This is a genomic window from Mesorhizobium sp. M1322, assembly GCF_040318085.1.
In the GTDB taxonomy this organism is placed as follows: Bacteria; Pseudomonadota; Alphaproteobacteria; order Rhizobiales; family Rhizobiaceae; genus Mesorhizobium.
Window position 1 is genome coordinate 69,352 of sequence record NZ_JAMYLP010000007.1, and the last position, 24,740, is coordinate 94,091.

Genomic DNA, 24,740 nt, shown 5'->3' on the forward strand with positions numbered 1-24,740 from the left:
GCCCAAAGCTCGCCCACGTAAATAGTGCTCCCACTTTCACCGACGAATTGGTTCAGAGCGGAAAAGCCGGCGTCGCTTCACAAGAAGCGCCCGTTCTGACTTCTTGTAGGAACCGCGAGCTTGCAACCACCTAAAGTTAGTTGGTCACGACGATCCGCGTGTTGCGGAATCCGGCTTGCCGCACCATCGAATAGAAAGCGGCGGCATTGGTTGGGTGCAGCCGGACGCAGCCATGCGAGGCCGGGCGCCCGAGAGATCTCACCGCGCCCGTGCCATGGATGGCATAGCCGCCGCGGTAGAACACCGAATGAGGCATCGGCGACATGTCATATTTGCGCGAATACCACATCCGTGCCGTTCGTTGCGGCCGGTAGCTGCCGCGCGGCGTGATATAACCCTTGCGCGCCGTGGATACGCGCCATCGGTAAACCGCCTGACCGTATCTTACAGTCATCGTCTGCGATGACACGTCGATCTTGGCAACCAGCTTGGCTGCCCAGCCCTCGACCGAAGAACCGAACAGCATCGTCACCAGTAACGCTGCCATGAGAACGGTCTTTTTCATGCGATCAAACCCCTTTGATTGCCCTTGCCTGCCTGCCTTTACGCTATTCTTCATCTTTTTAATCGTAAGTGAATGAGGTAACCACACACCTCTGACGAATTCACCAATCCAAAGCAGCGAATTTGAACGATTTCCCGTGATAGTTGCCGTGACGACACGTAGCCACGTAACCACGTAACTAGGGCGCGATCCGCCAACAGGCTTGCCAAAACGCATCGTTGGCTGCTCAATTCGCCGAATGAACAAAATGAGTGAACGGCTCCTGAAAGCGGTCGATGATCGGGTCGACGACCTGATCGCGCTGACCGTCGACCTGATCCGCTTTCCGACCATCAATCCGCCCGGCGAAGCCTACCGGCCATGCGCCGAATACATCGGAGCGCGGCTGAAGAAGCGCGGTTTCGAAGTCGAATTCATCCGCGCCGAAGGCACGCGCGGCGACACCGATCGCTACCCGCGCGTCAACGTCGTCGCCCGCTTCGATGGTCGCTCGCCCGGCGCCTGCGTGCATTTCAACTCGCATATCGACGTGGTCGAAGCCGGCGACGGCTGGAGCCTCGATCCCTTCGCCGGCATTGTTAGGGATGGCAAGGTCTATGGCCGCGGCGCCTGCGACATGAAAGGGGGCTTGGCCTCGTCGATCATCGCCGTCGAAACCTTCATCGAGGTCTTCCCCGATTTTCCGGGCGCTATCGAAATATCGGGCACGGTCGACGAGGAGTCCGGCGGCTTTGGCGGCGTCGCCCATCTGGCCAAGTCAGGCTATTTCTCCAAGCCTAAGGTCGACCACGTCATCATCCCCGAGCCGTTGAACAAGGACCGCATCTGCCTTGGCCATCGCGGCGTGTGGTGGGCGGAGATCGAGACCAAGGGCGAGATCGCGCACGGCTCGATGCCGTTCCTCGGCGACAACGCGGTGCGCCATATGGGCGCTGTGCTAAGCGCTTTCGAGGACGAGCTGTTCCCGGCGCTCGACCGCAAGGTGACGCGCATGCCGGTCGTGCCCGACGGGGCAAAGCGCTCGACCATGAACATCAACTCGATCCACGGCGGCCAGACGGAGGATTTCCGGCCCGGCCTGCCCTCGCCCAACGTCCCCGATTCCTGCCGGCTGATCATCGACCGCCGCTTCCTGCTCGAAGAGGATCTCGGCACGGTCAAAAGCGAGGTGACTGATATCCTCGACCGGCTGAAGCGCGAGCGCAAGAAATTCGACTACGAGATCCGCGATCTCATGGAGGTGCTGCCGCTGATGACCGAGCGCGATGCGCCGGTGGTCAAGGCGGTGGCGCAAGGCATCATGGCGATATTCGACCGCGAGCCCGACTACGTGATCTCGCCCGGCACCTACGACCAGAAGCACATTGCCCGCATCGGCCACATCTACGACTGCATCGCCTATGGCCCGGGCATTCTCGACCTCGCCCACAGGCCCGACGAATGGGTGGGGATATCAGACATGGTCGAATCGGCCAAGGTGATGGCCATCGGGCTCAACGTGCTGCTTAGGGGCGCGGGCGCTCGGTAGTCGGTGATGGGCGGAAAAACATTCCTGCCGGCGCTGCCGGAAAGCACGAAACGCAATTTACTCCTCGGCGAAATCACGCTTCTATCCATCGGGTTTTGAGGATTTTTTTGAGCATATCGGGAGCTGCACGATGAAATTGTGGAAAACCATTCTCACAGCTGCGGGCCTGGTGCTGGCCACTGGCGCCTCGGCGTTTGCCGCACGAACCGATCTGGTCATCGGCATCACGCTCGAACCTCCGCATCTCGATCCGACCGCGGGTGCTGCGGCGGCAATTGATGAAGTGCTTTACGCCAATGTGTTCGAGGGGCTGACCCGCATCGGTCCGAACGGCGAGGTGATACCGGATCTCGCCGAAAGCTGGACGATTTCCGACGACGGCAAGGTCTACACCTTCAAGCTGCATACCGGCGTCAAATTCCATGACGGCACCGACTTCAATGCCGACGACGTGAAATTCTCGCTCGACCGCGCCCGTGCCGACAACTCCGTCAACGCACAAAAGGGCCTGTTCGCCGCCATCGATACGGTTGAGGTGGCCGATCCGGCGACGGTCAGGATCACGCTGAAGAACCCGCAAAGTTCGTTCCTTTACAATATGGGCTGGGGCGACGCGGTCATCGTCGCACCGGAGACAGCCGACACCAACAAGGAACAACCTGTCGGCACCGGGCCGTTCAGGTTCCAGAACTGGGCCAAGGGCTCGTCGATCACGCTGATCAAGTCCGATACTTACTGGGGCGCCCCGGTGTCCCTCGACAAGGCGGAATTCCGCATCGTTCCCGATGCCGCAGCCGCGGTGCCGGCGCTGCTTTCCGGCGATGTTCAGGCCTTCCCTTTCTTTGACCCTGACAGTGTCGCCCAGGTCCAGGGCGATCCGCGCTTCAAGGTGGTGATCGGCTCGACCGAGGGCGAAACCATCCTATCGATCAACAACAAGAAGCCGCCTTTCGACAAGCTGCAGGTCAGGCAGGCGATCTCGTTTGCGCTCGACCGCAAGGCGATCATCGACGGCGCCTCGGCCGGTTTGGGTGTGCAGATCGGCTCGCACATGTCGCCCGCCAACAAAGCCTATGTCGACCTCACCGGCGTCTACCCGCACAATGTCGAGAAGGCCAGGGAACTCTTGCAGGAAGCCGGCCTGGAGAACGGCTTCAAGGCGACACTGAAACTGCCGCCGCCTTCCTATGCGCGGCTTGGCGGCGAGATCATCGCGTCGCAGCTTCGCGACGTCGGCATCCAGCTGGAAATCGTGCCCGTGGAATGGGCGCAGTGGCTGGACCAGGTCTTCACCAAGAAGGACTACGACCTGACCATCGTCTCCCACACCGAGCCCAACGACATCGATATCTATTCGCGCAAGGATTATTACTTCAACTACGACAATCCGATGTTCGACAAGATCATCGCCGATCTGAACCACACCTCCGACGAGGCCAAGCGCATGACGCTGCTCGGCGAGGCGCAGAAGATACTGGCCGACGATGCCGTGGTCGGCTTCCTCTACGAACTGCCGAAAGCCGGCGTTTGGGACGCCAAGCTCAAGGGTTTTTGGGAAAACGCCCCGATCCAGGCCAACGACCTGACCAAAGTGAAGTGGACCGAGTGAGGCGGCTGCTGGCCAAAGAGGCGAAGCTTGCGATCCTTCCCACCCCCCTCTGCCCTGCCGGGCATCTCCCCCGCAAGGGGGGAGATCGGCAGTTTCGGCGGCATGCCTCTCCTACCACGTTCAAAATTGGCGAAAGCGGCTGAGCGCGCAATCCCCCCCCTTGCGGGGGAGATGTCCGGCAGGACAGAGGGGGGTTGGCGGGAACGCGACCTTCATCCAGTTGTCGCGCTGAGCGGACCTGCGGTCCTCCCCCCATGACCGTCTATGTCCTCAAGCGCCTTGCCGTCGCGCTGATCACGCTGGTTCTGGCCTCGATGGTGGTCTTTGCCGTGCTGGAGATCATTCCCGGTGACCCGGCGCGGCTGATGCTGGGCATGAACGCCAGCGCCGACCAGGTCGAGCTGCTGCGCAACCAGATGGGTCTCAACGCGCACCTTGCGCTGCGTTATCTGCACTGGGCCGGCGGCTTGCTGAGCCTCGATTTCGGCCGTTCCTACACCTATTCGGTGCCGGTCATCGACCTGGTCCGCGAGCGCGTCGTCGTCTCGCTGCCGCTGGCGCTGATCGCGCTGGCGCTGTCCACCATCATTGCCATTCCGGTCGGGCTGTTTTCAGCCGGCAGGCACGGACGGGCCGGCGACACGATTGCGATGGGTGCCGCCCAGCTTGGCGTCGCCGTGCCGAACTTCTGGTTCGCGCTGATGCTGATCTACCTGTTTGCGGTTTGGCTGCGGCTGGTGCCATCAGGCGGTTTTCCCGGTTGGAGCGCCGGCGTCTGGCCGGCGCTGAAATCGCTGGTCCTGCCGGCGATCGCGCTCGCTCTGCCGCAAGCGGCGATCCTCGCCCGCGTCACCCGCTCGGCGCTGATCGAAGTGCTGGACGAGGACTATATCCGCACCGCCCGCGCCAAGGGCCTGCCCTATCGCACGGTGCTGTGGCGGCACGCGCTGCGCAACGCCATGATCCCGGTGCTGACCATTCTCGGCCTGCAGTTCGCCTTCCTGCTCGCCGGCACCATCATCATCGAAAACGTCTTTTACCTGCCCGGCCTTGGCCGGCTCGTGTTCCAGGCGATCACCCAGCGCGACCTGATCGTCGTCGAAAGCGTCGTCATGCTGCTGGTCGCCGCCGTCATCGCGGTCAACCTGCTCGTCGATCTCTCCTATGCGGTCGTCGATCCGCGCCTGAGAAGCCGCCAATGACGCTGCGCTTCGACATCCCAGAGGAAAATTTTGCCGACATCCTCGTCAAAGCCTTCACTAACCGCTCGTTCCTCGCCGGCTTCGTCATCACCATAGTGGTGGCAGCGGTCGCCATCGTCTCGTTCTTCTGGACGCCTTTTGACGTCACCAGGCTGATCATCGCCGACAAGACCCAGGCACCCTCGCCGGCGCACTGGTTCGGCACCGACCATTTCGGCCGCGACATCCTGTCGATGATCATGGTCGGCGCCCGCAACTCGATCGCCGTAGCGCTGGTGGCGGTCGGCATCGGCATGGGCGTCGGCGTGCCGCTCGGCGCCTTCGCCGCGGCGCGCGGCGGCATCGTCGACGAAGCGGTGATGCGGCTCAACGATCTCGTCTTCGCCTTCCCTGCCCTGCTCTCGGCGATCATGATCACCGCCATCTTCGGGCCGGGCGCGCTCAACGCCATCATCGCCATCGGCATCTTCAACATCCCGGTCTTCGCCCGCGTCGCCCGGGCCGGCGCGCTGGCGATATGGCCGCGCGAATTCATCCTCGCCGCGCGCGCCGCCGGCAAAGGCAAAACACTGATCACGCTGGAGCATGTGCTCCCCAACATCGTCACTTTGCTCCTGGTGCAAGGCACCATCCAGTTCGCGCTCGGCATCCTGGCCGAAGCCGGGCTTTCCTATCTCGGGCTCGGCACACAGCCACCGATGCCGAGCTGGGGCCGGATGCTGTTCGATGCGCAGACCCGCATGGTGGCGGCGCCGTGGATGGCGATCTTTCCAGGCATGGCGATCGCAATCACGGTGCTTGGCCTGAACCTGCTCGGCGACGGTATTGCCGACATCCTCGATCCCCGGTCGCGGCGGCAGCGATGAGCCTGCTCGAAATCGAGAACCTTTCGCTGAGCATCGGCGACACGCCGATCCTGAGGTATGTCGAGCTCTCAGTTGCGCCCGGCGAGGTGATGGGACTGGTCGGCGAATCCGGTTCAGGCAAGTCGATTACCGCGCTGACGGTGATGCGGCTTCTGCCCTCGGCGGCGCGCGCCACCGGGCGCGTCGTCTTCGACGGCATCGACATCCTTGCGGCCAGCGAAGACCAGATGTGCGCGCTGCGCGGCGACGATATCGGCATGGTTTTCCAGGAGCCGATGACGGCACTCAACCCGGTCAAGACCATTGGCGAGCAGGTCGCCGAAGGCATACGCTGGCACACCAGGACAAGCCATGCCGACGCCGAGGACAGCGCGCGAAAAATGCTCGACCGGGTCGGCCTGCCCTCAGCGCAATTCCCGCTGTCGCGCTATCCGCACGAGCTTTCCGGCGGCCAGCGCCAGCGCGTCGTCATCGCCATTGCCTGCGCACTGAAACCCAAGCTGCTGATCGCCGACGAGCCGACGACGGCGCTCGACGTCGTGCTGCAGGCGCAGATCCTCGACCTGTTGCGCGACCTGGTCGCAGAAAACCGCATGGGCCTGCTCTTGATCTCGCACGACCTTGCGGTGGTGACCGAAATGGCGGAGCGCATCACCATCCTGCGCCACGGCGAAGTGATGGAGGCCGGCGACACGGCGCGTACCTTGTCAGAACAGCTTCATCCCTACACGCGACAACTGGCGCAGGCCTCGACGCATGTGCCGGCGCGTGCCAGGACACACGAGGTCGGCCAAGACAACCCCCTGCTCCAGGTTGCCAAACCTCTTCTTCAGGTAGACAACGTGACGCGGGACTATCCGGGACGCCGCAAATCGCTGTTGAAGCGGGCGGCCTCGATCCGCGCCGTCGACGATGTCTCGTTCTCGATTGATCCCGGCCAGTCGGTGGCGCTGGTCGGGCGTTCCGGCTGCGGCAAGTCCACGCTTGCCCGCATGGTGTTGGCGCTGGACGGGCCGACATCGGGAACGATCCGGTTTCGCGGCCAGGTCATCACCGGCAAGAGCGAGGCGGAGCTCAAGCCGGCGCGCCGCGACATGCAGGTGGTGTTCCAGGACCCTTACGGCTCCTTCGATCCGCGCCAGAAGGTCGAAAAACTGGTCGCCGAGCCACTGCATGTCCTGGAGAAGAAGCCGACGAACACGGAGCGGCGCGAGATGGTGGCAAAGGCCTTGCACGAGGTCGGTCTCAGCCCACGCGACATGGATAAATATCCGCACGAATTTTCGGGCGGCCAGCGCCAGCGCCTGTCGATCGCCCGCGCCATCATCACCCGCCCCAAACTGGTCGTCGCCGACGAGCCGGTCTCGGCGCTCGACGTCTCGATCCGCGCCCAGATTCTCGACCTGTTCGCCGAGCTCAACCAGAAGCTAGGCGTTGCCTATCTGTTCATCACCCACGATCTGACCGTTGCCCGCGCCATCACCGACCAGGTGATGATCATGCATGACGGCAAGATCGTCGAGCGCGGCAGGACGAGCGAGGTTCTCGACCATCCGCAGTCCGAAGCCGCGAAGGCGCTGGTCGCTGCCGCCCCAGACCTACACCGCGCGATTGCTCGGCGGTTACAGGAACAGGGGTGAACAGCCGACCGTCAGAGAGGCTTACTCTTCGGCCTTCACCACATCGGCCGGGCTGATGTCGAGCAAGTCGAGCGTGCGGCGCAAGAGCTGCATCTCGGTCCCGGCAAGTTGCGAATCGGCCTTGGCGATCTCGGCCATATGGCGGGCAAGCAGGCTGCGCCTCTCGACGTCAAGGTCACGGAACTGCGCGATGGCTTGTGAGGTGTTGGTCTCGTAGCCGAACTCGTTGAGATATTCGATGACGCTGTCGATGCTGGCTTCTGGAATGCCGAAGGCTTCCCGGCAGATGCGCCTGAAGGCGGCCATTTCGCTCTCGCTGACCGTGCCGTCGGCCAGGATCATGCGAAACAGCATCAGCAGTTCCGCCGACAACACTGGATCGTCCGCAACCTTGCGCACGCCGGGGTCGCCGTCGAAGATAGCGCGTATCTGGTCAAGCAATGCGAATGCCATCAGCGTTCCTTTCCGATTCGTCAAATGCATGTCGCTCAAAAGTGCGCGGCGGTTTTGAGATAACGACATGCATAAAACATAAAGAGCCAAGCGCGTCGCGGGGCGCTTGGCATAGGTAGCGCGGAATCGGTCTTGCGCAAACGGGTCGGCTGTGGTTCGAACGCGCCATATTTTCCCGCTGGCCGGAAACCCTCCCGCAACCATCCGATGTTCGATCTCGCCACCCAGACCGTCGTCATCCTCGGCACCGCAGCCTTCGCTGCCGGCTTCGTCGATTCGATCGCCGGCGGCGGCGGCTTGATCACCATTCCAGCACTGCTGCTCGCCGGCTTCTCGCCGGTCGAGGCGCTGGGAACCAACAAGCTGCAGGGCATGTTCGGCTCCGGCTCGGCGACCATCCACTACGCCGCGAAGGGCCATGTCGATTTGCGCCCGCAATTGCCTTCGGCCCTGTTGGCGCTTGCCGGCAGTGCTCTCGGCGCCTTGCTGGCGACATTCGTGCCGGGCGACCTGCTGCGCGCTCTTCTGCCGGTCCTGCTGATCGCCATCGCCCTTTTCTTCGCCCTGAAGCCCAACATGGGTGACGTCGACCGCGCCCGGCGCCTGTCGCCGTTCCTGTTCGGGCTGATCCTGGTGCCGATTGTTGGCTTCTATGACGGCCTGTTCGGGCCGGGGGCCGGTTCCTTCTACATGCTCGCCTTCGTCACCCTTGCCGGCTACGGCGTGCTCAAGGCGACGGCGCATACCAAGCTGCTCAACTTCGCCTCCAACATCGGCGGCTTCATCGTCTTCGCTGCTGCCGGGGTCGTCTACTGGAAGATCGGCCTGATGATGGGTGTCGCCCAGTTCCTCGGCGCCCGTGTCGGCGCCAGCCTCGCCATCCGCAATGGCGCAAAACTGATCAAGCCGCTGCTGGTGATCGTCTGTCTGGCGCTGGCCATCAAGCTGCTGGCCGATCCGGCGAACCCGCTGCGCACGCTGATTGGTGTGTGAACGGCGCGCCTGATAGTATGCGGTTGTACGAATCATGTCGGAGGAGCCACACATGAATCTCAGTGCGCCTACGCAGCTTGTTTTCATCATATCCGTTGTTATCGCCATCATCGGCCTTCTCGCCGCTCTCGGCGTTTTTGCGTTCATTCCCTTGGCCGCGGTGTGGATCGTCCTCATCGCTTATATTGTGCTTGCTGGCGGCTGCTTGGTTCGCGGCGCTTAAGTATTCAAATCTCAGGCAACTCGGCGCGCCGGGCCACACGCGGGGCGCTTTTGATTTTGAGGGCTGGTCTGTTAGACTCCTTGGGCGGAAGGAAAGCTCATGCCCGCCGAGAGCGAAGACGGCAGCAGCCGACATGAAAATCCCGGCCCCGACCGGTTCGAGATGGTGCGGCGTGCGTCCGGCCCTTGCCTCCGGGGCGCGGTCACCGACATCTGCGGCTATCGCGAAACGGCACCGGGCCGTTTCCGCAACGTCGAATATGCATCGCTGACCGTGCCGCTGGTCATCAGCTTTGCCGAACCCTTCGCCATCGGACTCGGCAAGGATCCGGGCGACAACGACCGCTTCGCCAGTTTCGCCGCCGGCCTTTTTGCCGGTCCGGTGGTGATCGAATCCTTCGGTGGCGCCTGCTGCGTCCAGGTCAATTTTACCCCGCTCGGCGCCCGCCGCTTCTTCGGCCTTGCGATGAGCGAACTGACCGACCGCATGGTCGGCCTCGACGATGTGCTTGGCCTCGAAGGCATCGCGCTGCGCGAAAGGCTTGGAAACGCGCGCGACTGGAGCGCACGCTTTGCCATCGTCGAGACGTTCATCGCCGCACGGCTGACTGAGGCCCGGGAAACGCAGGCCGAAATCGCCTGGGCCTATGACAGGATCATCGTCTCAGGCGGCCGCATTCGCATCTCGTCGCTCGCCGACAGGCTGGGCTGGAGCCGCAAGCATCTCTTGGGAAAATTCTCCCAATGCGATCGGCGTCGGCCCCAAGACGCTGTCGCGCATTGTCCGCTTCAACCGAGCGCTCGGCCTGTCAAGGCAGGACAAATCCGATTGGGCTGATATCGCCGCCGACTGCGGCTATGCCGATCAGGCGCATCTGGTGCGCGAATTCCGCGATCTTGCCGGCGAAACGCCGACGACGCTTGCCGCCCGGGCATAGGTTCTGAAACCCCTTGCGACGCCCAATGGGGCGCACGTGGTAACATTTCTTCAAGACGTGCGAACAGCCTTCGCCCAGACTGGGTTATCGACAATCCAATTGAAGGAGATCGCCATGACAATAAATGTCGAACCGCCCAGGCTCTATCCGACGTTGCGCTACCGCAATGCAGCCAAGATGATCGACTGGCTGGGTGAAGCCTTCGGCTTTGCCGTTCATGCCCGCTACGGCGAAGGCGACATTGTCCATCACGCCGAACTGACTTTCGGCTCCTCGATGATCATGCTGGGCACTGCACGCGACGACAAGTTTGGCCAGATGATCGGTGCACCGGGCCCGGGTGGTGGCAGATCGATCTATGTTGCCGTCGACGATGCCGATGCCGCTTATGCCAGGGCAAAAAAGGCCGGCGCCGAAATACTGGAAGAGCTCACCGATCGCGATTATGGCAGCCGCGAATTCATCTGCCGCGACCCGGAAGGCAATGTCTGGTCCTTCGGCACCTACTGGCCGAAGGCTGCCGAGCCCGCCAGCTAACGCGCCAAGCCAAAAATGGCGTCGCAGTCGAGGTGGGTCTCCAGCTCGGCTGCGACCTCGTCCAGTGCCCGTTCGACCTCGGCGCGATAATCGATGCCGCCGCCTTTCACGCCAAGATTTTCCAGGAATTTCGCCCGAAAAGCGTCGGCGGAAAACAGCCCGTGCAGATAGGTGCCCGACACCTTTCCGTCGGCGGAAATGGCGCCGTCAGCAGCGCCGTTGATGACGGCGGACGGCCGCAGCGTGTCCGGACCGGTGGTGCGGCCGAGATGGATCTCATAGCCTTCGAGCGGCAGGTCGAACTGCACCGAGTGCGCGCTGACATTGCGCACGGTCTTTTCCGGCTCCATCACCGTTTCAACGTCGAGCAGGCCAAGCCCTGTGATCTCGGTCACGCTGCCCTCGATGCCGTCGGGATCGCGCACGACATGGCCGAGCATCTGGAACCCGCCACAGATGCCGACCACATGGCCGCCGCGCTTGCGGTGGGCGAGCAGGTCGCGATCCCAGCCATTCTCGCGGAATCTCAGGAGATCGCCGATCGTCGACTTTGAGCCGGGAATGATCACCAGCCCGGCATCTTCGGGGAGGTGCTGGCCGGGCGGCACAAAGACAACCTCGACCTGAGGCTCGGCCTTGAGCGGGTCTAGATCGTCGAAATTAGCGATGCGCGAAAGCATCGGCACCGCCACTTTCAACGCCCGCTTTTCACCGGATACCAGGCGTTCGAGCACCACGGAATCCTCCGAGGGCAACCGCGCCGCCGCCTTCAGCCACGGCACAACGCCGAAGCAGCGCCAGCCGGTGAATGTCTCGATCGCTTTGATGCCGTCATCGAACAGCGAGACATCGCCGCGGAACTTGTTGATGAGATAGCCGACGATCATGCGCCGGTCCTCTTCCGGCAGGATCAGATGGGTGCCGGCGACCGAGGCGATGACGCCGCCGCGATCGATGTCGCCGACGAGGACAACCGGCACGTTGGCGCGCGTCGCAAAGCCCATATTGGCAATGTCGCGGCTCCTGAGATTGATCTCGGCCGGCGAGCCGGCGCCTTCGACGATGACCAGGTCGGCGCCCTCGCCGACCTCGGCCCAGGAGTCCAGCACGGCATCCATCAGCCGGCCCTTCAGCGCCTGGTAGTCGCGCGCCCGTGCCTCGCCGAACACCTTGCCCTGCACCACAACTTGCGCGCCGACATCGGTCTGCGGCTTGAGCAGCACCGGGTTCATGTGGACGGAGGGCGCAACGCCACAGGCGATCGCCTGCAGCCATTGGGCGCGGCCAATCTCGCCGCCGGAGTTGTCGCCCGGAATATCGGCGACGGCGGCGTTGTTCGACATGTTCTGCGGCTTGAACGGCCGTACCTTCAGCCCACGGTTCCTTGCCGCGCGGCACAGGCCCGCGACCAGCACCGTCTTGCCGACATCGGAGCCGGTGCCCTGCAGCATGATCGCCTTGGCCATTAATTCCTGCCCTGTGAAACGGTGCCGGTGATCGTGGATTTCGCCGCCAGCGGCCCGCCGCGCCAGATGTAGAGCGCCAAGAGCGGCTCCTTGCCGGTGCGCATGGCGTGGCTGATATCAGAGGCATGGTGGATCACCTCACCCGCCTCGCGCCTGCGAAATTTGCCTTCGCCCATGCGCCATTCGGTGCCGCTGGTCAGCGGAATGTAGATCTCCTCGGCGACGTGATGATGATCGGGGTAGACGATATCAGGTCCGAGGATCAGCAAGCCGGCCGCGACCTCGTCGTTGACGAAATGGCCGCGCGTGCCGAAGACTTCCAGCCAGCCGTAATTGTCGATGAATGTCTTGCCGAAATCCGCCTCGCTGTAGGTCTGCCCCCAGCGCAGTTCGCCGCGACGCTCCGCAAGCAGCCGCGCCAGCGGCTTGGCGTTTGCCGGAGCGAGCTCGGCGACACGGTCGAGCTGGCGCAGGCAGGCGAGCGGATGCGGCTCGACCCGACGCGCCGGCATGGCCCAGCCGATCCGGGCCACGGCATCGCGCACCAGGTCATCATCGAACGTTTCGAGATAGGCATGGAAGCGTTCGAGCAGTTCATCGAAATTTGGCGTCACGCCTTGCTCCAGACACGCGTTAGCGCACAGCCGCTCCCCAGATGGTTGGATAGAGATGGTCGGCTTGCGCGGCGGCATCATTGGTCTAGATTGGACGGCGCGCAAAGCCAAAAACGACAGGCCAGCCGGCCGACAACATCAGGGAGCACGCCATGGACGCCGCTGTCGATGCGGGCACCAGCCAGTTCGAACTCAACGATGACCAGCGCGCCATCCAGGAGATGGCCGAGGCCTTTGCCGCCGACCGCGTCGCGCCGAACGCGCTCGACTGGGACCGCAACAAGCATTTTCCGGCAGACGTGATCCGCGAGACGGGGCCGCTCGGCCTCGGCGGCATCTATGTCAGTGACGATGTCGGCGGCTCGGGGCTCGGCCGGCTCGACGCCGTGCTGATCTTCGAGGCGCTTTCACGTGCCGATCCGGCGTTTTCCTCCTTCATCTCGATCCACAACATGGTGGCCTCGATGGTCGACCGCTTCGGCAGCGACGAGCAGCGCCAGCGCTACCTGCCGAAGCTGACTTCGATGGAATGGCTGGCCAGCTATTGCCTGACCGAGCCGGGTTCGGGATCGGATGCTGCGGCGCTGAAGACGCGCGCGGTGAAAAGCGGCGGCGACTATGTGCTGAACGGCGTCAAGCAGTTCATCTCAGGCGCCGGCGACAGCGACCTCTATATCGTCATGGCGCGCACCGGCGCCGACGGGCCGAAGGGCATTTCCACCTTCGTCGTGCCGAAGGATGCGTCCGGCCTGTCTTTTGGCGTCAACGAGCACAAGATGGGCTGGCACATGCAGTCGACGCGCCAGGTCGTCTTCGAGGACTGCAAGGTGCCGGCGCAGAACCTGCTCTCAGTCGAAGGCGCCGGCTTCGGCATCGCCATGGCCGGGCTCGACGGCGGCCGGCTCAACATCGCCGCCTGTTCGCTGGGCGGCGCGCAATCGGCGCTCGACAAGGCACTGGCCTACACCGCAGAGCGTAAGGCCTTCGGCTCCAAGATCAACCAATTCCAGGCGCTGCAGTTCAAGCTCGCCGACATGGAGACCGAGCTGCAGGCGGCACGCATCTTCCTCTACGCCGCCGCCTCGAAGCTCGACCGCAAGGCCCCGGATGCCTCGAAATGGTCGGCGATGGCCAAGCGCTTCGTCACCGACATCGGCTTCAATGTCGCCAACGACGCCCTGCAACTGCATGGCGGCTACGGCTATTTGCACGACTACGGCATCGAGAAGCTGGTCCGAGATTTGCGCGTCCACCAGATTCTCGAAGGCACCAACGAGATCATGCGCGTCATCATCGCACGCGCCCTGATCGGACGGTAAGGCAGTAGGGCAGTAGGGCAGTAGGGCAGTAGGGCAGTAGGGCAGTAGGGCAGTAGAAAGTGACCGGCAGGATCAATTCGTACAAGGGACGTTATGGTATGGCAGCAGGCGATGGATCTGGCGCATGATGAAGCTTATCAGATGCTGTTATCGACCTAGACTATCGGATAAATGCTTCGCCAACTTATTAGCAAACTAGCGCCCGAATAGCCTGCCTACTGCCCTACTGCCCTACTGCCCTACTGCCTACTTGCCTACCTACTGCCTACTGCCTACTGCCTGACCCAAACCACGGAGTGCCATTATGACCACCATCGCCTTCATCGGCCTCGGCAACATGGGCAACCCGATGGCCGCCAATCTCGTCAAGGCGGGATATGCCGTGCACGGCTTCGACCTGATGCCGGAAAATCTCGTCATCGCCAAGGAGCATGGCGTCGTGGTCATGGCCAATGCCATTGCCGCGGTGAAGGAGGCCGATGTGGTCATCACCATGCTGCCGGCCGGCAGGCATGTCCTGTCGGTCTATGAGGACATCGCGCCCAAGGCGAAAAAGGGCGCGCTGTTCATCGATTCTTCGACCATCGACGTCGAATCGGCACGAAAAGCCCACACCATTGCCGCCAAACATAAGCTGCTGTCGATCGACGCGCCGGTTTCCGGCGGCACCGGCGGCGCCGCCGCCGGCACGCTGACCTTCATGGCCGGGGGCTGGAAGGAAGCCTTCGCCAAAGCCGAACCAATCCTCAAGCCGATGGCTGGCCGTATCGTCCATTGCGGCGATGACGGCGCCGGACAGGCGGCAAAGATCTGCAATAACATGATCCTCGGCATTTCGATGATCGGCGTCGCCGAAGCCTTCGTACTGGCGGAAAAGCTCGGCCTGTCGGATCAGGCGCTGTTCGACGTCGCCTCGAACTCGTCGGGCCAGTGCTGGTCACTGACCACCTACTGCCCGGTGCCTGGTCCGGTGCCGACATCGCCGGCCAACAATGGCTATAGGCCGGGGTTTGCCGCGGCACTGATGCTGAAGGACCTGAAATTGTCGCAGGAAGCTGCGCAAAGCGCCGGTGCGGTGACACCGCTCGGCGCCGAGGCAGCCCAGCTTTATGCGTTGTTCAACGCCCAGGGGCATGCCGGTGCCGATTTTTCCGGCATCATAAATTTCCTGCGCGGTACCCCGGCGTAATGCATGCCGCCCAAACGCCTGCGCTCGGGCTTGACCGTCCCTTCAGACGCGACGCTTAAGCCTCGAACTCGACGGGCTTTTCCGTTCCCGGCAAAGAGAAATATCGGAAATTTAGATTTGCTTAAACTATCGATAACCACCCGGTAACAATGTCCCTGTAGAACGGAGTGCGAGGCGGCATATCGCATCCGCCCGGCGCTCCGGATCAGGTCTCGCGTACCGGAGCCCGTAAGTTTCGCAAGTGTTCTGTTAGCGAAGCGCCATGCGTATCTGGCAAAGCCGCGTTCCCGATGGAGCGCGGTTTTTGCGTTTCGGAACGGCACCGCGCAAGAGCTGGCACAGATGTGAAAAGGGCCGCTGATCCGGCCCTTCGATAGTGCAAGTCATGACCCTGTACGGCCAATTGGGGAGAGGACTATGCGAGCGTCTTCTCAAGTTGCTCCACCCAATCGAGTTGCGACCAGTTTGCCGTCCATCATCATCGGGATGATTGCCAACTTCTTTTCTTCCAGGAATTCCAGATCGGCGCTGCCTTGATTGAGGTCCATCAGCTGCTCGACTTTTCCATCCGAATGAATGCGAAAGAGCGCCCCTGCGACCCAATCCGTCACGAGCCAATTCCCTGCCCCGTCTGATTCTAGACCATCTAGATTTCCAACAGGCTCGCCGGACCCGATGTCAGAGATAACCTTCGTGTTCAGGTCGATCGCGATCAGATGGCCGGGTGTCTTGGACGAAAAATCCGGCTGGATATCGCGACCCCAGCCGGCGACAAGAAGGCGGCCGTGTTCGACGCGCAGACCGTTCGGATGCAGGAGATCCTCGCTCTCGAGCCAGACGGAGAGAGCATCATTGTCCAGAACATAAATCCTGTTCGCCAGCATGTCGGAAGCAAAGACCCGACCCGCCTCGTCGACAGCGGGATCATTGAGGAATTGAGCGCCTGCAGGCCACGTTCCAGTGATCTGACCGCTCTCGACGTCGACAGCCATGAGCCGATCGATGTCGGTGACGAAAAGCGTATCGCCTTTCATCACCAATCCCTTGGGCGCATTAAAGCCGGTCACCCATTCCGCTGCCTGCAATTTTCCGTCAGGCGAAACTTTTGAAAGGTATCCGACCCCATCCTTGCCGGCGGGCTCGCCAACAATGTTGGAAACGTAGAAGACGTTCCGTTTTGCATCGAAGAGGACGCTCTCGGGGGCCTTAAAGCCGTCAAGCGACCAGACCTCCTCCGCTGTCGCCGGTGACCATCCTAGTAGCAGAATAGAAAATAGAACTAACTGCAGCCTAATCATGATAGCCTCCCTATGATAATTTTTGACGTGTTTATGTAAGACGCAACTGCAAATTGCGAATGCGATCTTACAGAACTTACAGTTGACGCTCGATTGCTCTGACAAGCCTATTTGCCAAGCGATTTATGCTTAGCCAACATTACAATTCCCCAGATGAATGGCAGTTCCAACCCACTGTCGTTGGAAGCCGTACTGCGGACGAAAGCCACTCCGGACACGCCTCGAGTTTCCCATGGCGGCCAATGCCGAACCGCCGGACCATGCCCGCAACGATGACGCAACGCTCCATCCCGGTCATCAAGGGCACCTGTCGAGCGGCCACGAATACGCAGGAAGACCTGCTACTGAGTTCCACGAGAGCCTGGGGGCGGAGGGAGAGCCGAGCTATCCGACCGGTCCGGGTGGGTGGGCCGAGCAACAGAGCGACGGCGCTAGCGCGCAGCGCGGCAGCACCGACACAACGGCCGACAACCAGGGCAGATAAACAGGAAACCTGATTGCCGCCCTCACGGTCGATCCTCGCCTGGCGAGATCTTCGGCAGAATGCAGTGTTCAAAAGCCGGGCGCCTGACTGCAGGACGCCCGGCAATCGTTCTATCTTACCGCTTGCGCAAATCCGCTTGCGCCAGATCAAGCGCCTTGGCGATGCGGTTGCAGGCCATGTCGATCGTCTCACGCGTCCAGATCAGCGGCGGCGACAGGATCATCGTGTCGCCGGTGGCGCGCAGCATCATGCCCTGGGCAATTGCGTGATCGCGGACAAGCACCGCCGCACTCCCGGCCGGCAGGAAGCGCTCCTTGGTCGCCTTGTCCCTAACGATCTCGATCGCCCCCATCAGCCCGATCGAGCGCACCTCGCCGACCAGTTCGTGACCGCCGATATGCTCCTGCAGCGCCTTGGCGAAATAGGGTCCGGTGTCGTTCTTGACCCGATCGACCAAACCTTCCCGCGCCATGATCTCGAGGTTCTTCAGCGCCACGGCGCAGGCCACGGGGTGACCGGCATAAGTATAACCGTGATTGAACTCGCCGCCCTTCTCGACCAGCGTCGCGGCGATGCGGTCACCGACCAGCAGCGCCGACAGCGGCTGATAGCCGGAGGTCAGCGCCTTGGCAGTGGTGATCGTATCGGGCTCGATATCGAAGGTCTGAGCTGCGAACCACTCGCCGGTGCGGCCATAGCCGGTGATGACCTCGTCGAGCATCAGGAGGATATCGTATTTGCGGCAGATGCGCTGCACTTCCGGCCAGTAGCTCATCGGCGGTATCTTCACGCCGCCTGCCCCCATCACCGGCTCGCCGATGAAGGCGGCAACCTTGTCGGCGCCGGCTTCGAGGATAGCGTCCTCCACGGCCTTGGCTGCGCGCAGGCCGAAATCATGATCGCTTTCGCCTGGCAGAGCCAGCTCGTAGGCATAAGGCATCATCACATGGACGATGTTGGGAACCGCGCCGTTGAGCTGCTTGTGCATCGGCTCCATGCCGCCCAGCGACGCGCCGGCGATGGTCGAGCCATGATAGGCCGTCTTGCGCGAGATGATGCGGTTCTTCTCCGGCTTGCCTTCCAGCGCCCAATAGTGGCGGACAAGGCGCAGCGCCGTGTCGTTAGCCTCCGAACCGGACGAGCCGTAGATCACCTGGTTGACGTGCTTCGGCGCCAGTTCCGCCAGCTTTTTGGCCAGCAGCACCGGCGTCGGGGCCGAGCATTTGAAGAAGGAATTGTAGTAGGGTAGTTCCTTCATCTGGGCGTAAGCCGCATCGGCCAGCTCATCGCGGCCGTAACCGATGTTGACGCACCACAGCCCGGCCATGCCGTCGAGGATTTCCGTGCCTTCGGAATCGTAGATGAACGGCCCGTTGGCGTGGGTGATGATGCGTGAGCCGGCCTCGCGCATCTCCTTGTGGTCGGTGAACGGATGAAGGTGATGCGCAGCATCGATCTGCTGAAGCTGCTTCAGCGAATAATTCTGATAGGTCATGTCTGATCTTTCCTCTTGAACCAATCCGGCAATAGCAGCCGGGGCGGATTCGTCAGAGGAACGCGGGCGGCGAATAGCCGATGCGGGCGCAAAGCCGCAAAAGCTCGGCGCGAAGCGTGCGCGGCGATGGCGTCACCGCCACCCCAAATGCGCAGCATGTCCTCATCCGGCCCATGGGCTGCACCTTAGGCCGTCTGACGCGATCAGTTCAAGCCGTTCCGTTCAGGGCCCGTTGCAGGAAGACATACTTCATTGCCGCCTGTGCCGCTTGCGGCCGGCGATCGCCGCGCCCGCCATGGCCGCCCTCGGTTTCTTCGAAGAACAGCGTCTTCGCGTGGCCGGCAGCCTGCAGCCGCGCGGCCATCTTGCGCGCATGGCCGGGCTGGACCCGGGCGTCGGCGGTCGAGGTGGTCAGCAGCACCGGCGGATAGGCGGCATCGGCCTCGACATGCTGATAAGGCGAGTAAGCGGCAAGCCACTCAGCTTCTTCAGGCTTCGCCGGATCGCCATACTCGGCCATCCAGGATGCCCCAGGCGGCAGCTCGGTATAGCGCAGCATGTCCAGCAGCGGCACGTCGATAATCACCGCACCGAAAAGCTCGGGATGCTGGGTCAGCGAAACGCCGGTCAGCAGGCCGCCATTCGAGCCGCCCTGGATGCCGAGCGTCGCCGGCGTGGCGATGCCGCGTTTGACCAGGTCTTGCGCAACCGCGGCGAAATCGTCGAAGGCATTCTGGCGATTGGCCTTGAGTGCGGCCTGATGCCAGTTCGGGCCGAACTCGCCGCCGCCGCGAATATTGGCCTGCACATAGGCGTTGCCCTTTTCCAGCCACAGCCGGCCGCGCACGCCGGCATAGCCGGGCAGCAGCGGCACCTCGAAGCCGCCATAGCCGTAAAGCAGCGTCGGCACCGGCCCGTTCTGGTCGCGCCGCCTGACGACGAAGTAAGGGATCTCTGTGCCGTCTTTCGAGCGTGCCTCGAACTGTTCCGAGACCAGCGACGACGCATCGAAACGCGCCGGCTGCGATTTCACCGCCTTTAGCGTGCCAGCATTGTCGTCCGACCAGATGATCGAGCTCGGCGTCAGGAAGTCGGTGAATGAGAAGGAGACACTGGAGCCGAAACGCTCGGCATGGCTGATGCCGACACTGCCGTTTTCGGGCAGCGCCACGGGCTGCAGCGACCAGCCGCTGCCGCTGCGTTGGCAGGCGACAACCTTGCCGCGCACATTGTCCATCAGATTGATGAACAACCGGTCTTGCGTGCGGGCGATGCCGGCGATCGAGACACGATCCGCCGGATCGAGCACGGTTTCGACAGGTCCAAGCGCATTGGTTTCGATCCAGCGCGCGAAGTCTAGCGAATAGAGGCCGTCAGGGTTGCACAGCGCGCCGTCCGGCGCTGTCCATGGGCTGCGCACGCCGAAGACGAGCTGATCCCTGAACAGCGCCGTGTCGGTTACGTTATCCGGCAGCGGGATGCGCCTGTTTTCGCCGGAAGGCAGACGCAGAAAGCTGTGCGAGGCAAAGAAGTCGAGCGTCCGGATCAGGAACAGATGCCGCTTGTCGCCGTCGAACTCGAGGGAACCGCCGGCGGCGAGATCCTGCTTCTGCGCCTCGAAGATCGGCGTCGCATCCTCCAGCCTGGTGCCGCGCTGCCACAGCTTGACTACGCGCGGATAACCGGACTGGGTTTTGTCGTCCTCTTCGAAGGCAGCCGAGACGACGACCGTGTCCTTGTCAAGCCAGTTGAAGCCCGACTTCGAGGCGGGCGCGCGAAAGCCGCCCTCGACAAAGGACTTGGTGTCGATGTCGAATTCGCGCATCTCACTGGCGTCGCCGCCATCCGGCGACAGGCTGAGCAGGCAGCGCCTGAAATCGGGATAAAGCCGGCTGGCGCCGCTGAACACCCATTTCACGCCCTCTTTGGCCGAAAGACTGTCGAAGTCGATGATCGTCTCCCAATCCGGCTTCTCGGTCTTGCAGGAAGCAACCGTCGTGCGCCGCCAGAGGCCGAGCACATTGGTCTTGTCCTGCCAGAAATTATAGACGTGGCCGTTTAGTGCAGACCCGACCGCAATGTTGTCTTCGGCGGTCATCAGGTCGAGTGCGGTTTGGAAGTAGGCCTGGTAGGACGGATCGCCCTGCAATTCACCTGTTGTGATCTCGTTCTGACGGTGAACCCAGTCGAGCGCTTCTTTCCCTGTCCTGTCCTCCAGCCAGAGAAAGGAATCCTCGGCCGCCGAACTTGGCTGCCTGCTTGTGGCTGATTTGGTCATGTGGTCTCCGAAAATTGGTCACGCTCGGTGCCACAAACATCGGCATGGCGCTACCGACATTCAACTGGAACACGTAAATACGAATGGTCGGAGATTGCCATGACTAAGGCTCTCTGCATGGACTGCGAGGAACCTCATGCAACGTCTGTACATTGCGACTGAGAAGTTTGACCCATCCCGCGGCACGAGATGGGACAAATACATGGAGTGGTCGGGCCTCACCCAATTGACAGAGGTCGTCTCACTCGACGGCATGCTGTGCCCGACGGCACTTGGGGAGATAAAGGATAGCTACTGGCCCTACATCGTAAATGAAGACTTTATGCTGAGTTTCTTCGTGGATCTGGAGTTTTTGCTTTCGCAATTGACCGATACGAGCAACCTTAACATCCTTGGCGTAATCCGAAGTCCTTCGGCGGACCTGCGCTCATTCGGTTGGGACCAGTTCACCTTCATGGGCTATGATCTGCTCGACAAGAACGTCGACATCAGCGCATTGACCAATTGCGGTGGTTTCCCCGACGTTTTCGCCATTGAAGAGCTATCCTGTGTTGGGCTGATAGACGATTTTAATCGCGCTGTTGAGATTCGGGAATTGCTGCACAAGACGCATCCCGAAGAACGCCACGCCGACTGTGACCTCTGGGCAGTCTTCAGGCGGCAAGGCAATTGAGGACCCCAGCACTCCGGCAGGTATCTCACACCATCCGCCTTCGAATGACGGTTACCATCGCCAGCGCCAGGCAAATGGCGCCGAGCGTGATCGGCAGGCCGTCCGCACCGAGAATATCCATGGCGCCGCCCGCCAGCGGCGACACGGCGATGCCGCCGACGCCCCACATCAGCGAGAAAGCAGCGTTGCCGGCGATCAGTGCCGAGCCGGTGAACCGCTCGCCGAGCTCGATGATCGACATCGTGTAGATGCCGTAGGAAACCGCACCCCAGATAAAGACGCATGGCCAGATCAGCGGCGTCTCGATGAGAACCGGCAGCAGCACGCATCCGAGCACCGTCAGGGACACACAGACAAACCGCACCAGACGCGCCGTCAGCCGTTCCGCCAGCAGGCCGAGCGGCACCTGCATGGCGATATTGCCGGCGATCATCATCGACAGCAGCGCCGACATGCGGGTTTCCTCGATGCTGTAATGCGCTCCGTAGACCGGCAGCAGTGCTAACACCGCCTGTTCGAAACCGGCGGCCACGACAACCGCCGACAACAGCAGCCATGCCATCGGCATGAACCCCATGACCGAAACCCGGTGCCCGGCCTCATCGACCTTCGGCAGCCGCCGCAGCACCAGCGCCAGGCAGGCGCCGCAAAAGACGAATGCAGCGATGCCGACGAGAAACGGCGGCCATCCTTCGGTGCCGACGGCAAGCAGGCACAGCGGGCCGGCGGCGAAGCCAGCCGAAATGACTGTGGAATAGACCCCCATCACGCGGCCGCGACGCAACGGCGGCGCCAGCGCGATCACCCAGATCTCGCTCAGCACGTAGAGCGGATTGGTCACCACGCCAATCAGGAAGCGCAGCGGAAACCATAGATAGACATTCTGCGTCCAGCCGATCAGCGCCAGCATGATCGCGGAAAGGGCTGCGCAGGTGAGCGCCGTGCGCCCCGCACCGAACCGGCGCGCCAGCGCTGGGATGAGCGGCGACGAGACGATAAAGCCGACCGGCGTCATTGCTGCCGAGAGGCCGATCATGGCCGGCGAGACGCCCTGGCGCTGAAGGATGAAGCTCAACAGGGGATAGCTCAGCCCTTGCGCGATGGCGAACACCGAAACGGTGGCGATCACGCCGGTGATTGCCGCCCACTGCATTGTCTCGTCGCTGTTCTGTTCCGCCAGGTCCATGATCCGCACCAATAGGAAACCTGCACGATTAGCGTTTCGGCAGCGTGCCGGGAAGCACCGGTGACGAAAACCGCTTGCGCCAGCCGGAGGAGATCAAAAGCCCGATGATCCAGTCGGCTGCCTCCAGCCCGGGAACTGCCATGTCGCTTCCCTCGTCCTAGTGGTCGCCGCCTCCGCAATGGCGGGACGGCCGGCGGTCCATTATGCCGCCGCACTGTCGCAGCGTACGAGGACTATTATGACCGCCGCCCTTCATCCCGCCGAACCGGCATTGGCAAACGACCGCGCCCGTCGCGGCGGCCGCGCGGGAAAGCGCGCCGGCGGATCGGCAGCGTTCGAGCAGCCGCCTTTCCGTCAGCTGAAAATCCCGCTGACGCCGACGAAGCTGGTTTCCGACGACGAGCTGGAAACGATCCACCTCGCCTCGCTGCGCGTGCTGCGGGAAATCGGCGTCGACGTGCTGCACGACGAGGCGAGGCGCATCATGAAGGCGCATGGCGCGGATGTCCGCGAAGGCAGCGAGCGGGTGCGCTTCGACAGCGACATGATCCTCGAGCTGGTTTCCCACTGCCCGTCGGAATTCACCATCCATGCCCGTAATCCGGCGCACAATGTCCGCTTCGGCGGCGACAATCTGATCATCTCGATGATGGCGTCGGCGCCGAATTGTTCCGACATCGACCGCGGCCGCCGGCCGGGCAACCAGCAGGACTACCGCAACTTCCTCAAGCTTGCGCAGATGCACAACATCCTGAACTGCACAGGCGGCTATCCGGTCGAGCCGATCGATATCCATCCGTCCGTCCGGCACCTCGAATGCATCCGCGATCTGAGCGTGCTCACCGACAAGGTGTTCCACATCTATTCGCTCGGCAAGGAGCGCAATGTCGACGGCATCGAGATCACCAGGATCGCGCGCGGCATCAGCGACGAACAGCTTCTTGAAGAGCCATCGGTGTTCACCATCATCAACACCAATTCGCCGCTCAAGCTCGATGTTCCGATGATGGAAGGCATCATCCAGATGTCGAGCAAGGGCCAGGTCGTCATCGTAACGCCGTTCACCCTGTCGGGCGCCATGGCGCCGGTGACCATCGCCGGCGCGCTGGTGCAGCAGAATGCCGAAGCGCTGTCCGGCATTGCCTTCGCCCAGATGGTGCGCAAGGGAGCGCCCGTCGGCTATGGCGGCTTCACCTCCAACGTCGACATGAAGTCGGGCGCGCCGGCCTTCGGCACGCCGGAATACATGAAGGCGCAACTGGTCGGCGGCCAGCTCGCCCGCCGCTACAACATCCCCTACCGCACTTCCAACACCTGCGCCGCCAACACGGTCGACGCACAGGCCGCCTATGAAAGCGTGTTCTCGCTGTGGGGCGCCATCCAGGGCGGCGGCAATCTGATGATGCATGCGGCCGGCTGGCTGGAAGGCGGCCTGCGCTGCTCCTACGAGAAGACCATTCTGGACATCGATCTGCTGCAGATGGTGGCGGAGTTCCTGACCCCGCTCGACCTCTCCGAGGAGGCCCTTGGCTTCGACGCCATCCAGTCCGTCGGTCCGGGCGGCCATTTCTTCGGCACCCAGCATACCCAGGACCGCTACAAGACCGCCTTCTATTCGCCTATCATCTCCGACTGGCGCAATTTCGAGACCTGGGCGGAAGCCGGATCACCGACGGCTATCGAAAAAGCCAACCGGGTGTGGAAGGAGCGGCTGGCCTCCTATGAAGAGCCCTATATGGACCCGGCTATCCGCGAGGAGCTTAACGCCTTCGTCGACAAACGCCGCTCCGAAGGCGGCGCGCCGACCGATTTTTGATGATTGTATCGTTGATGAACTGATCATTCGTATGGATTTGATGAACGGTCGACCCCACTCCGTCGAGCTACGCTCGACACCTCTCCCCCGATCGACGGGGGAGAGGAAGGGCGCGAAGCGATTCCGGCTGGCACCCTTCCTCTCCCTCCGGAGGGGGGAGAGGTGGCGCCGCGAAGCGGCGACGGAGTGGGGGAAGCCGTTCATGAAACGCGCAGTCGCCGCAAAACAGGGACAACGAAGCGAGTAACCCTGAAACATCGTACTTCCGTCTGTGAAACCATCCTAGCCGCGCTTGACGGCAGGCTCGCCGAAAACATCGCTGTATCCGACCTCCGCTTTGCTTTCACGCCCCGCTCACTCGATTAAATC

20 protein-coding genes and 1 pseudogene are annotated in these 24,740 nt (G+C 62.3%); 13 read left to right on the forward strand and 8 right to left on the reverse strand.

Annotated elements, in window-relative coordinates:
* Positions 1-136: 136 nt before the first annotated feature.
* Entirely contained in the window at positions 137-565 is a 429-nt protein-coding gene (locus NKH12_RS04660) for a L,D-transpeptidase (RefSeq protein ID WP_352952043.1), read from the reverse strand.
* Between the two features lie 247 nt (positions 566-812).
* Here NKH12_RS04660 and NKH12_RS04665 point away from each other — a divergent pair, with 247 nt between their 5' ends.
* The 5 genes from NKH12_RS04665 to NKH12_RS04685 all read left to right on the forward strand — a co-directional run bounded on the left by NKH12_RS04665 (position 813) and on the right by NKH12_RS04685 (position 7,410).
* A complete protein-coding gene (locus NKH12_RS04665; protein ID WP_352952044.1) occupies positions 813-2,093 on the forward strand; it encodes an acetylornithine deacetylase/succinyl-diaminopimelate desuccinylase family protein in 1,281 nt (426 codons plus the stop codon).
* A gap of 130 nt (positions 2,094-2,223) precedes the next feature.
* The gene (locus tag NKH12_RS04670; RefSeq protein WP_352952045.1) at positions 2,224-3,702 is read left to right on the forward strand and encodes an ABC transporter substrate-binding protein; all 1,479 of its coding nucleotides are present in this window, start codon (positions 2,224-2,226) and stop codon (positions 3,700-3,702) included.
* 254 nt (positions 3,703-3,956) lie between these two features.
* Complete coding sequence (locus NKH12_RS04675; RefSeq protein ID WP_352952046.1) at positions 3,957-4,904, forward strand: ABC transporter permease; 948 nt, start codon at positions 3,957-3,959, stop codon at positions 4,902-4,904.
* Positions 4,901-5,770 carry an ABC transporter permease gene (locus NKH12_RS04680; protein ID WP_352952047.1) on the forward strand — a complete coding sequence of 290 codons (870 nt, stop codon included), beginning with the start codon at positions 4,901-4,903 and terminating at the stop codon, positions 5,768-5,770. The genes NKH12_RS04675 and NKH12_RS04680 overlap by 4 nt, the downstream gene beginning before the upstream one ends.
* The gene (locus NKH12_RS04685) at positions 5,767-7,410 is read left to right on the forward strand and encodes an ABC transporter ATP-binding protein (protein ID WP_352952048.1); all 1,644 of its coding nucleotides are present in this window, start codon (positions 5,767-5,769) and stop codon (positions 7,408-7,410) included. Before NKH12_RS04680 ends, NKH12_RS04685 begins: the two co-directional genes overlap by 4 nt.
* Positions 7,411-7,431: 21 nt before the next feature.
* On the opposite strand, the gene NKH12_RS04690 is transcribed toward NKH12_RS04685, so the two are convergent.
* Positions 7,432-7,863 carry a TerB family tellurite resistance protein gene (locus NKH12_RS04690; protein WP_352952049.1) on the reverse strand — a complete coding sequence of 144 codons (432 nt, stop codon included), beginning with the start codon at positions 7,861-7,863 and terminating at the stop codon, positions 7,432-7,434.
* A 207-nt stretch (positions 7,864-8,070) separates the two neighbouring features.
* On the opposite strand from NKH12_RS04690, the gene NKH12_RS04695 reads away from it, so the two are divergent.
* From NKH12_RS04695 to NKH12_RS04710, 4 genes and pseudogenes are all read left to right on the forward strand, one after another.
* On the forward strand, positions 8,071-8,856 hold the full coding sequence (locus NKH12_RS04695) for a TSUP family transporter (protein WP_352952079.1): 786 nt from the start codon (positions 8,071-8,073) through the stop codon (positions 8,854-8,856).
* Between the two features lie 52 nt (positions 8,857-8,908).
* Positions 8,909-9,079, forward strand: coding sequence for a hypothetical protein (locus tag NKH12_RS04700; RefSeq protein WP_352952050.1), 171 nt, complete (start codon positions 8,909-8,911; stop codon positions 9,077-9,079).
* Between the two features lie 99 nt (positions 9,080-9,178).
* Positions 9,179-10,016, forward strand: a pseudogene (locus tag NKH12_RS04705) (helix-turn-helix domain-containing protein).
* Between the two features lie 114 nt (positions 10,017-10,130).
* On the forward strand, positions 10,131-10,553 hold the full coding sequence (locus NKH12_RS04710; RefSeq protein ID WP_352952051.1) for a VOC family protein: 423 nt from the start codon (positions 10,131-10,133) through the stop codon (positions 10,551-10,553).
* On the opposite strand, the gene NKH12_RS04715 is transcribed toward NKH12_RS04710, so the two are convergent.
* Positions 10,550-12,019: a cobyric acid synthase gene (locus tag NKH12_RS04715; protein ID WP_352952052.1), complete on the reverse strand. Its 1,470-nt coding sequence runs from the start codon at positions 12,017-12,019 to the stop codon at positions 10,550-10,552. The genes NKH12_RS04710 and NKH12_RS04715 overlap by 4 nt on opposite strands.
* Entirely contained in the window at positions 12,019-12,633 is a 615-nt protein-coding gene (locus tag NKH12_RS04720; RefSeq protein WP_352952053.1) for a dimethylsulfonioproprionate lyase family protein, read from the reverse strand. Before NKH12_RS04720 ends, NKH12_RS04715 begins: the two co-directional genes overlap by 1 nt.
* Before the next feature lie 152 nt (positions 12,634-12,785).
* Between NKH12_RS04720 and NKH12_RS04725 the strand changes: the two genes are divergently transcribed.
* Entirely contained in the window at positions 12,786-13,952 is a 1,167-nt protein-coding gene (locus NKH12_RS04725) for an isobutyryl-CoA dehydrogenase (protein ID WP_352952054.1), read from the forward strand.
* 304 nt (positions 13,953-14,256) lie between these two features.
* Complete coding sequence (gene mmsB, locus NKH12_RS04730) at positions 14,257-15,141, forward strand: 3-hydroxyisobutyrate dehydrogenase (RefSeq protein ID WP_352952055.1); 885 nt, start codon at positions 14,257-14,259, stop codon at positions 15,139-15,141.
* A 431-nt stretch (positions 15,142-15,572) separates the two neighbouring features.
* On the opposite strand, the gene NKH12_RS04735 is transcribed toward mmsB, so the two are convergent.
* The 3 genes from NKH12_RS04735 to NKH12_RS04745 form a co-directional block, all read right to left on the reverse strand.
* Positions 15,573-16,439 (reverse strand): SMP-30/gluconolactonase/LRE family protein, encoded by an 867-nt coding sequence (locus NKH12_RS04735; protein ID WP_352952056.1) that lies wholly within the window; start codon positions 16,437-16,439, stop codon positions 15,573-15,575.
* Between the two features lie 599 nt (positions 16,440-17,038).
* The gene (locus NKH12_RS04740) at positions 17,039-18,418 is read right to left on the reverse strand and encodes an aspartate aminotransferase family protein (RefSeq protein ID WP_352952057.1); all 1,380 of its coding nucleotides are present in this window, start codon (positions 18,416-18,418) and stop codon (positions 17,039-17,041) included.
* A gap of 208 nt (positions 18,419-18,626) precedes the next feature.
* Positions 18,627-20,696 (reverse strand): prolyl oligopeptidase family serine peptidase, encoded by a 2,070-nt coding sequence (locus tag NKH12_RS04745; RefSeq protein ID WP_352952058.1) that lies wholly within the window; start codon positions 20,694-20,696, stop codon positions 18,627-18,629.
* A gap of 202 nt (positions 20,697-20,898) precedes the next feature.
* Here NKH12_RS04745 and NKH12_RS04750 point away from each other — a divergent pair, with 202 nt between their 5' ends.
* Complete coding sequence (locus tag NKH12_RS04750) at positions 20,899-21,369, forward strand: hypothetical protein (protein WP_352952059.1); 471 nt, start codon at positions 20,899-20,901, stop codon at positions 21,367-21,369.
* A gap of 25 nt (positions 21,370-21,394) precedes the next feature.
* On the opposite strand, the gene NKH12_RS04755 is transcribed toward NKH12_RS04750, so the two are convergent.
* Entirely contained in the window at positions 21,395-22,555 is a 1,161-nt protein-coding gene (locus tag NKH12_RS04755; RefSeq protein ID WP_352952060.1) for an MFS transporter, read from the reverse strand.
* A 238-nt stretch (positions 22,556-22,793) separates the two neighbouring features.
* Between NKH12_RS04755 and NKH12_RS04760 the strand changes: the two genes are divergently transcribed.
* Entirely contained in the window at positions 22,794-24,371 is a 1,578-nt protein-coding gene (locus NKH12_RS04760) for a trimethylamine methyltransferase family protein (protein ID WP_352952061.1), read from the forward strand.
* Positions 24,372-24,740 lie beyond the last annotated feature (369 nt).

Coding starts and splice junctions, on each gene's coding strand:
- NKH12_RS04660 (WP_352952043.1), bottom strand. CDS start 565: ATGAAAAAGACCGTTCTCATGGCAGCGTTACTGGTGACGATGCTGTTC.
- NKH12_RS04665 (WP_352952044.1), top strand. CDS start 813: ATGAGTGAACGGCTCCTGAAAGCGGTCGATGATCGGGTCGACGACCTG.
- NKH12_RS04670 (WP_352952045.1), top strand. CDS start 2,224: ATGAAATTGTGGAAAACCATTCTCACAGCTGCGGGCCTGGTGCTGGCC.
- NKH12_RS04675 (WP_352952046.1), top strand. CDS start 3,957: ATGACCGTCTATGTCCTCAAGCGCCTTGCCGTCGCGCTGATCACGCTG.
- NKH12_RS04680 (WP_352952047.1), top strand. CDS start 4,901: ATGACGCTGCGCTTCGACATCCCAGAGGAAAATTTTGCCGACATCCTC.
- NKH12_RS04685 (WP_352952048.1), top strand. CDS start 5,767: ATGAGCCTGCTCGAAATCGAGAACCTTTCGCTGAGCATCGGCGACACG.
- NKH12_RS04690 (WP_352952049.1), bottom strand. CDS start 7,863: ATGGCATTCGCATTGCTTGACCAGATACGCGCTATCTTCGACGGCGAC.
- NKH12_RS04695 (WP_352952079.1), top strand. CDS start 8,071: ATGTTCGATCTCGCCACCCAGACCGTCGTCATCCTCGGCACCGCAGCC.
- NKH12_RS04700 (WP_352952050.1), top strand. CDS start 8,909: ATGAATCTCAGTGCGCCTACGCAGCTTGTTTTCATCATATCCGTTGTT.
- NKH12_RS04710 (WP_352952051.1), top strand. CDS start 10,131: ATGACAATAAATGTCGAACCGCCCAGGCTCTATCCGACGTTGCGCTAC.
- NKH12_RS04715 (WP_352952052.1), bottom strand. CDS start 12,019: ATGGCCAAGGCGATCATGCTGCAGGGCACCGGCTCCGATGTCGGCAAG.
- NKH12_RS04725 (WP_352952054.1), top strand. CDS start 12,786: ATGGACGCCGCTGTCGATGCGGGCACCAGCCAGTTCGAACTCAACGAT.
- mmsB (WP_352952055.1), top strand. CDS start 14,257: ATGACCACCATCGCCTTCATCGGCCTCGGCAACATGGGCAACCCGATG.
- NKH12_RS04735 (WP_352952056.1), bottom strand. CDS start 16,439: ATGATTAGGCTGCAGTTAGTTCTATTTTCTATTCTGCTACTAGGATGG.
- NKH12_RS04740 (WP_352952057.1), bottom strand. CDS start 18,418: ATGACCTATCAGAATTATTCGCTGAAGCAGCTTCAGCAGATCGATGCT.
- NKH12_RS04745 (WP_352952058.1), bottom strand. CDS start 20,696: ATGACCAAATCAGCCACAAGCAGGCAGCCAAGTTCGGCGGCCGAGGAT.
- NKH12_RS04750 (WP_352952059.1), top strand. CDS start 20,899: ATGGAGTGGTCGGGCCTCACCCAATTGACAGAGGTCGTCTCACTCGAC.
- NKH12_RS04755 (WP_352952060.1), bottom strand. CDS start 22,555: ATGGACCTGGCGGAACAGAACAGCGACGAGACAATGCAGTGGGCGGCA.
- NKH12_RS04760 (WP_352952061.1), top strand. CDS start 22,794: ATGACCGCCGCCCTTCATCCCGCCGAACCGGCATTGGCAAACGACCGC.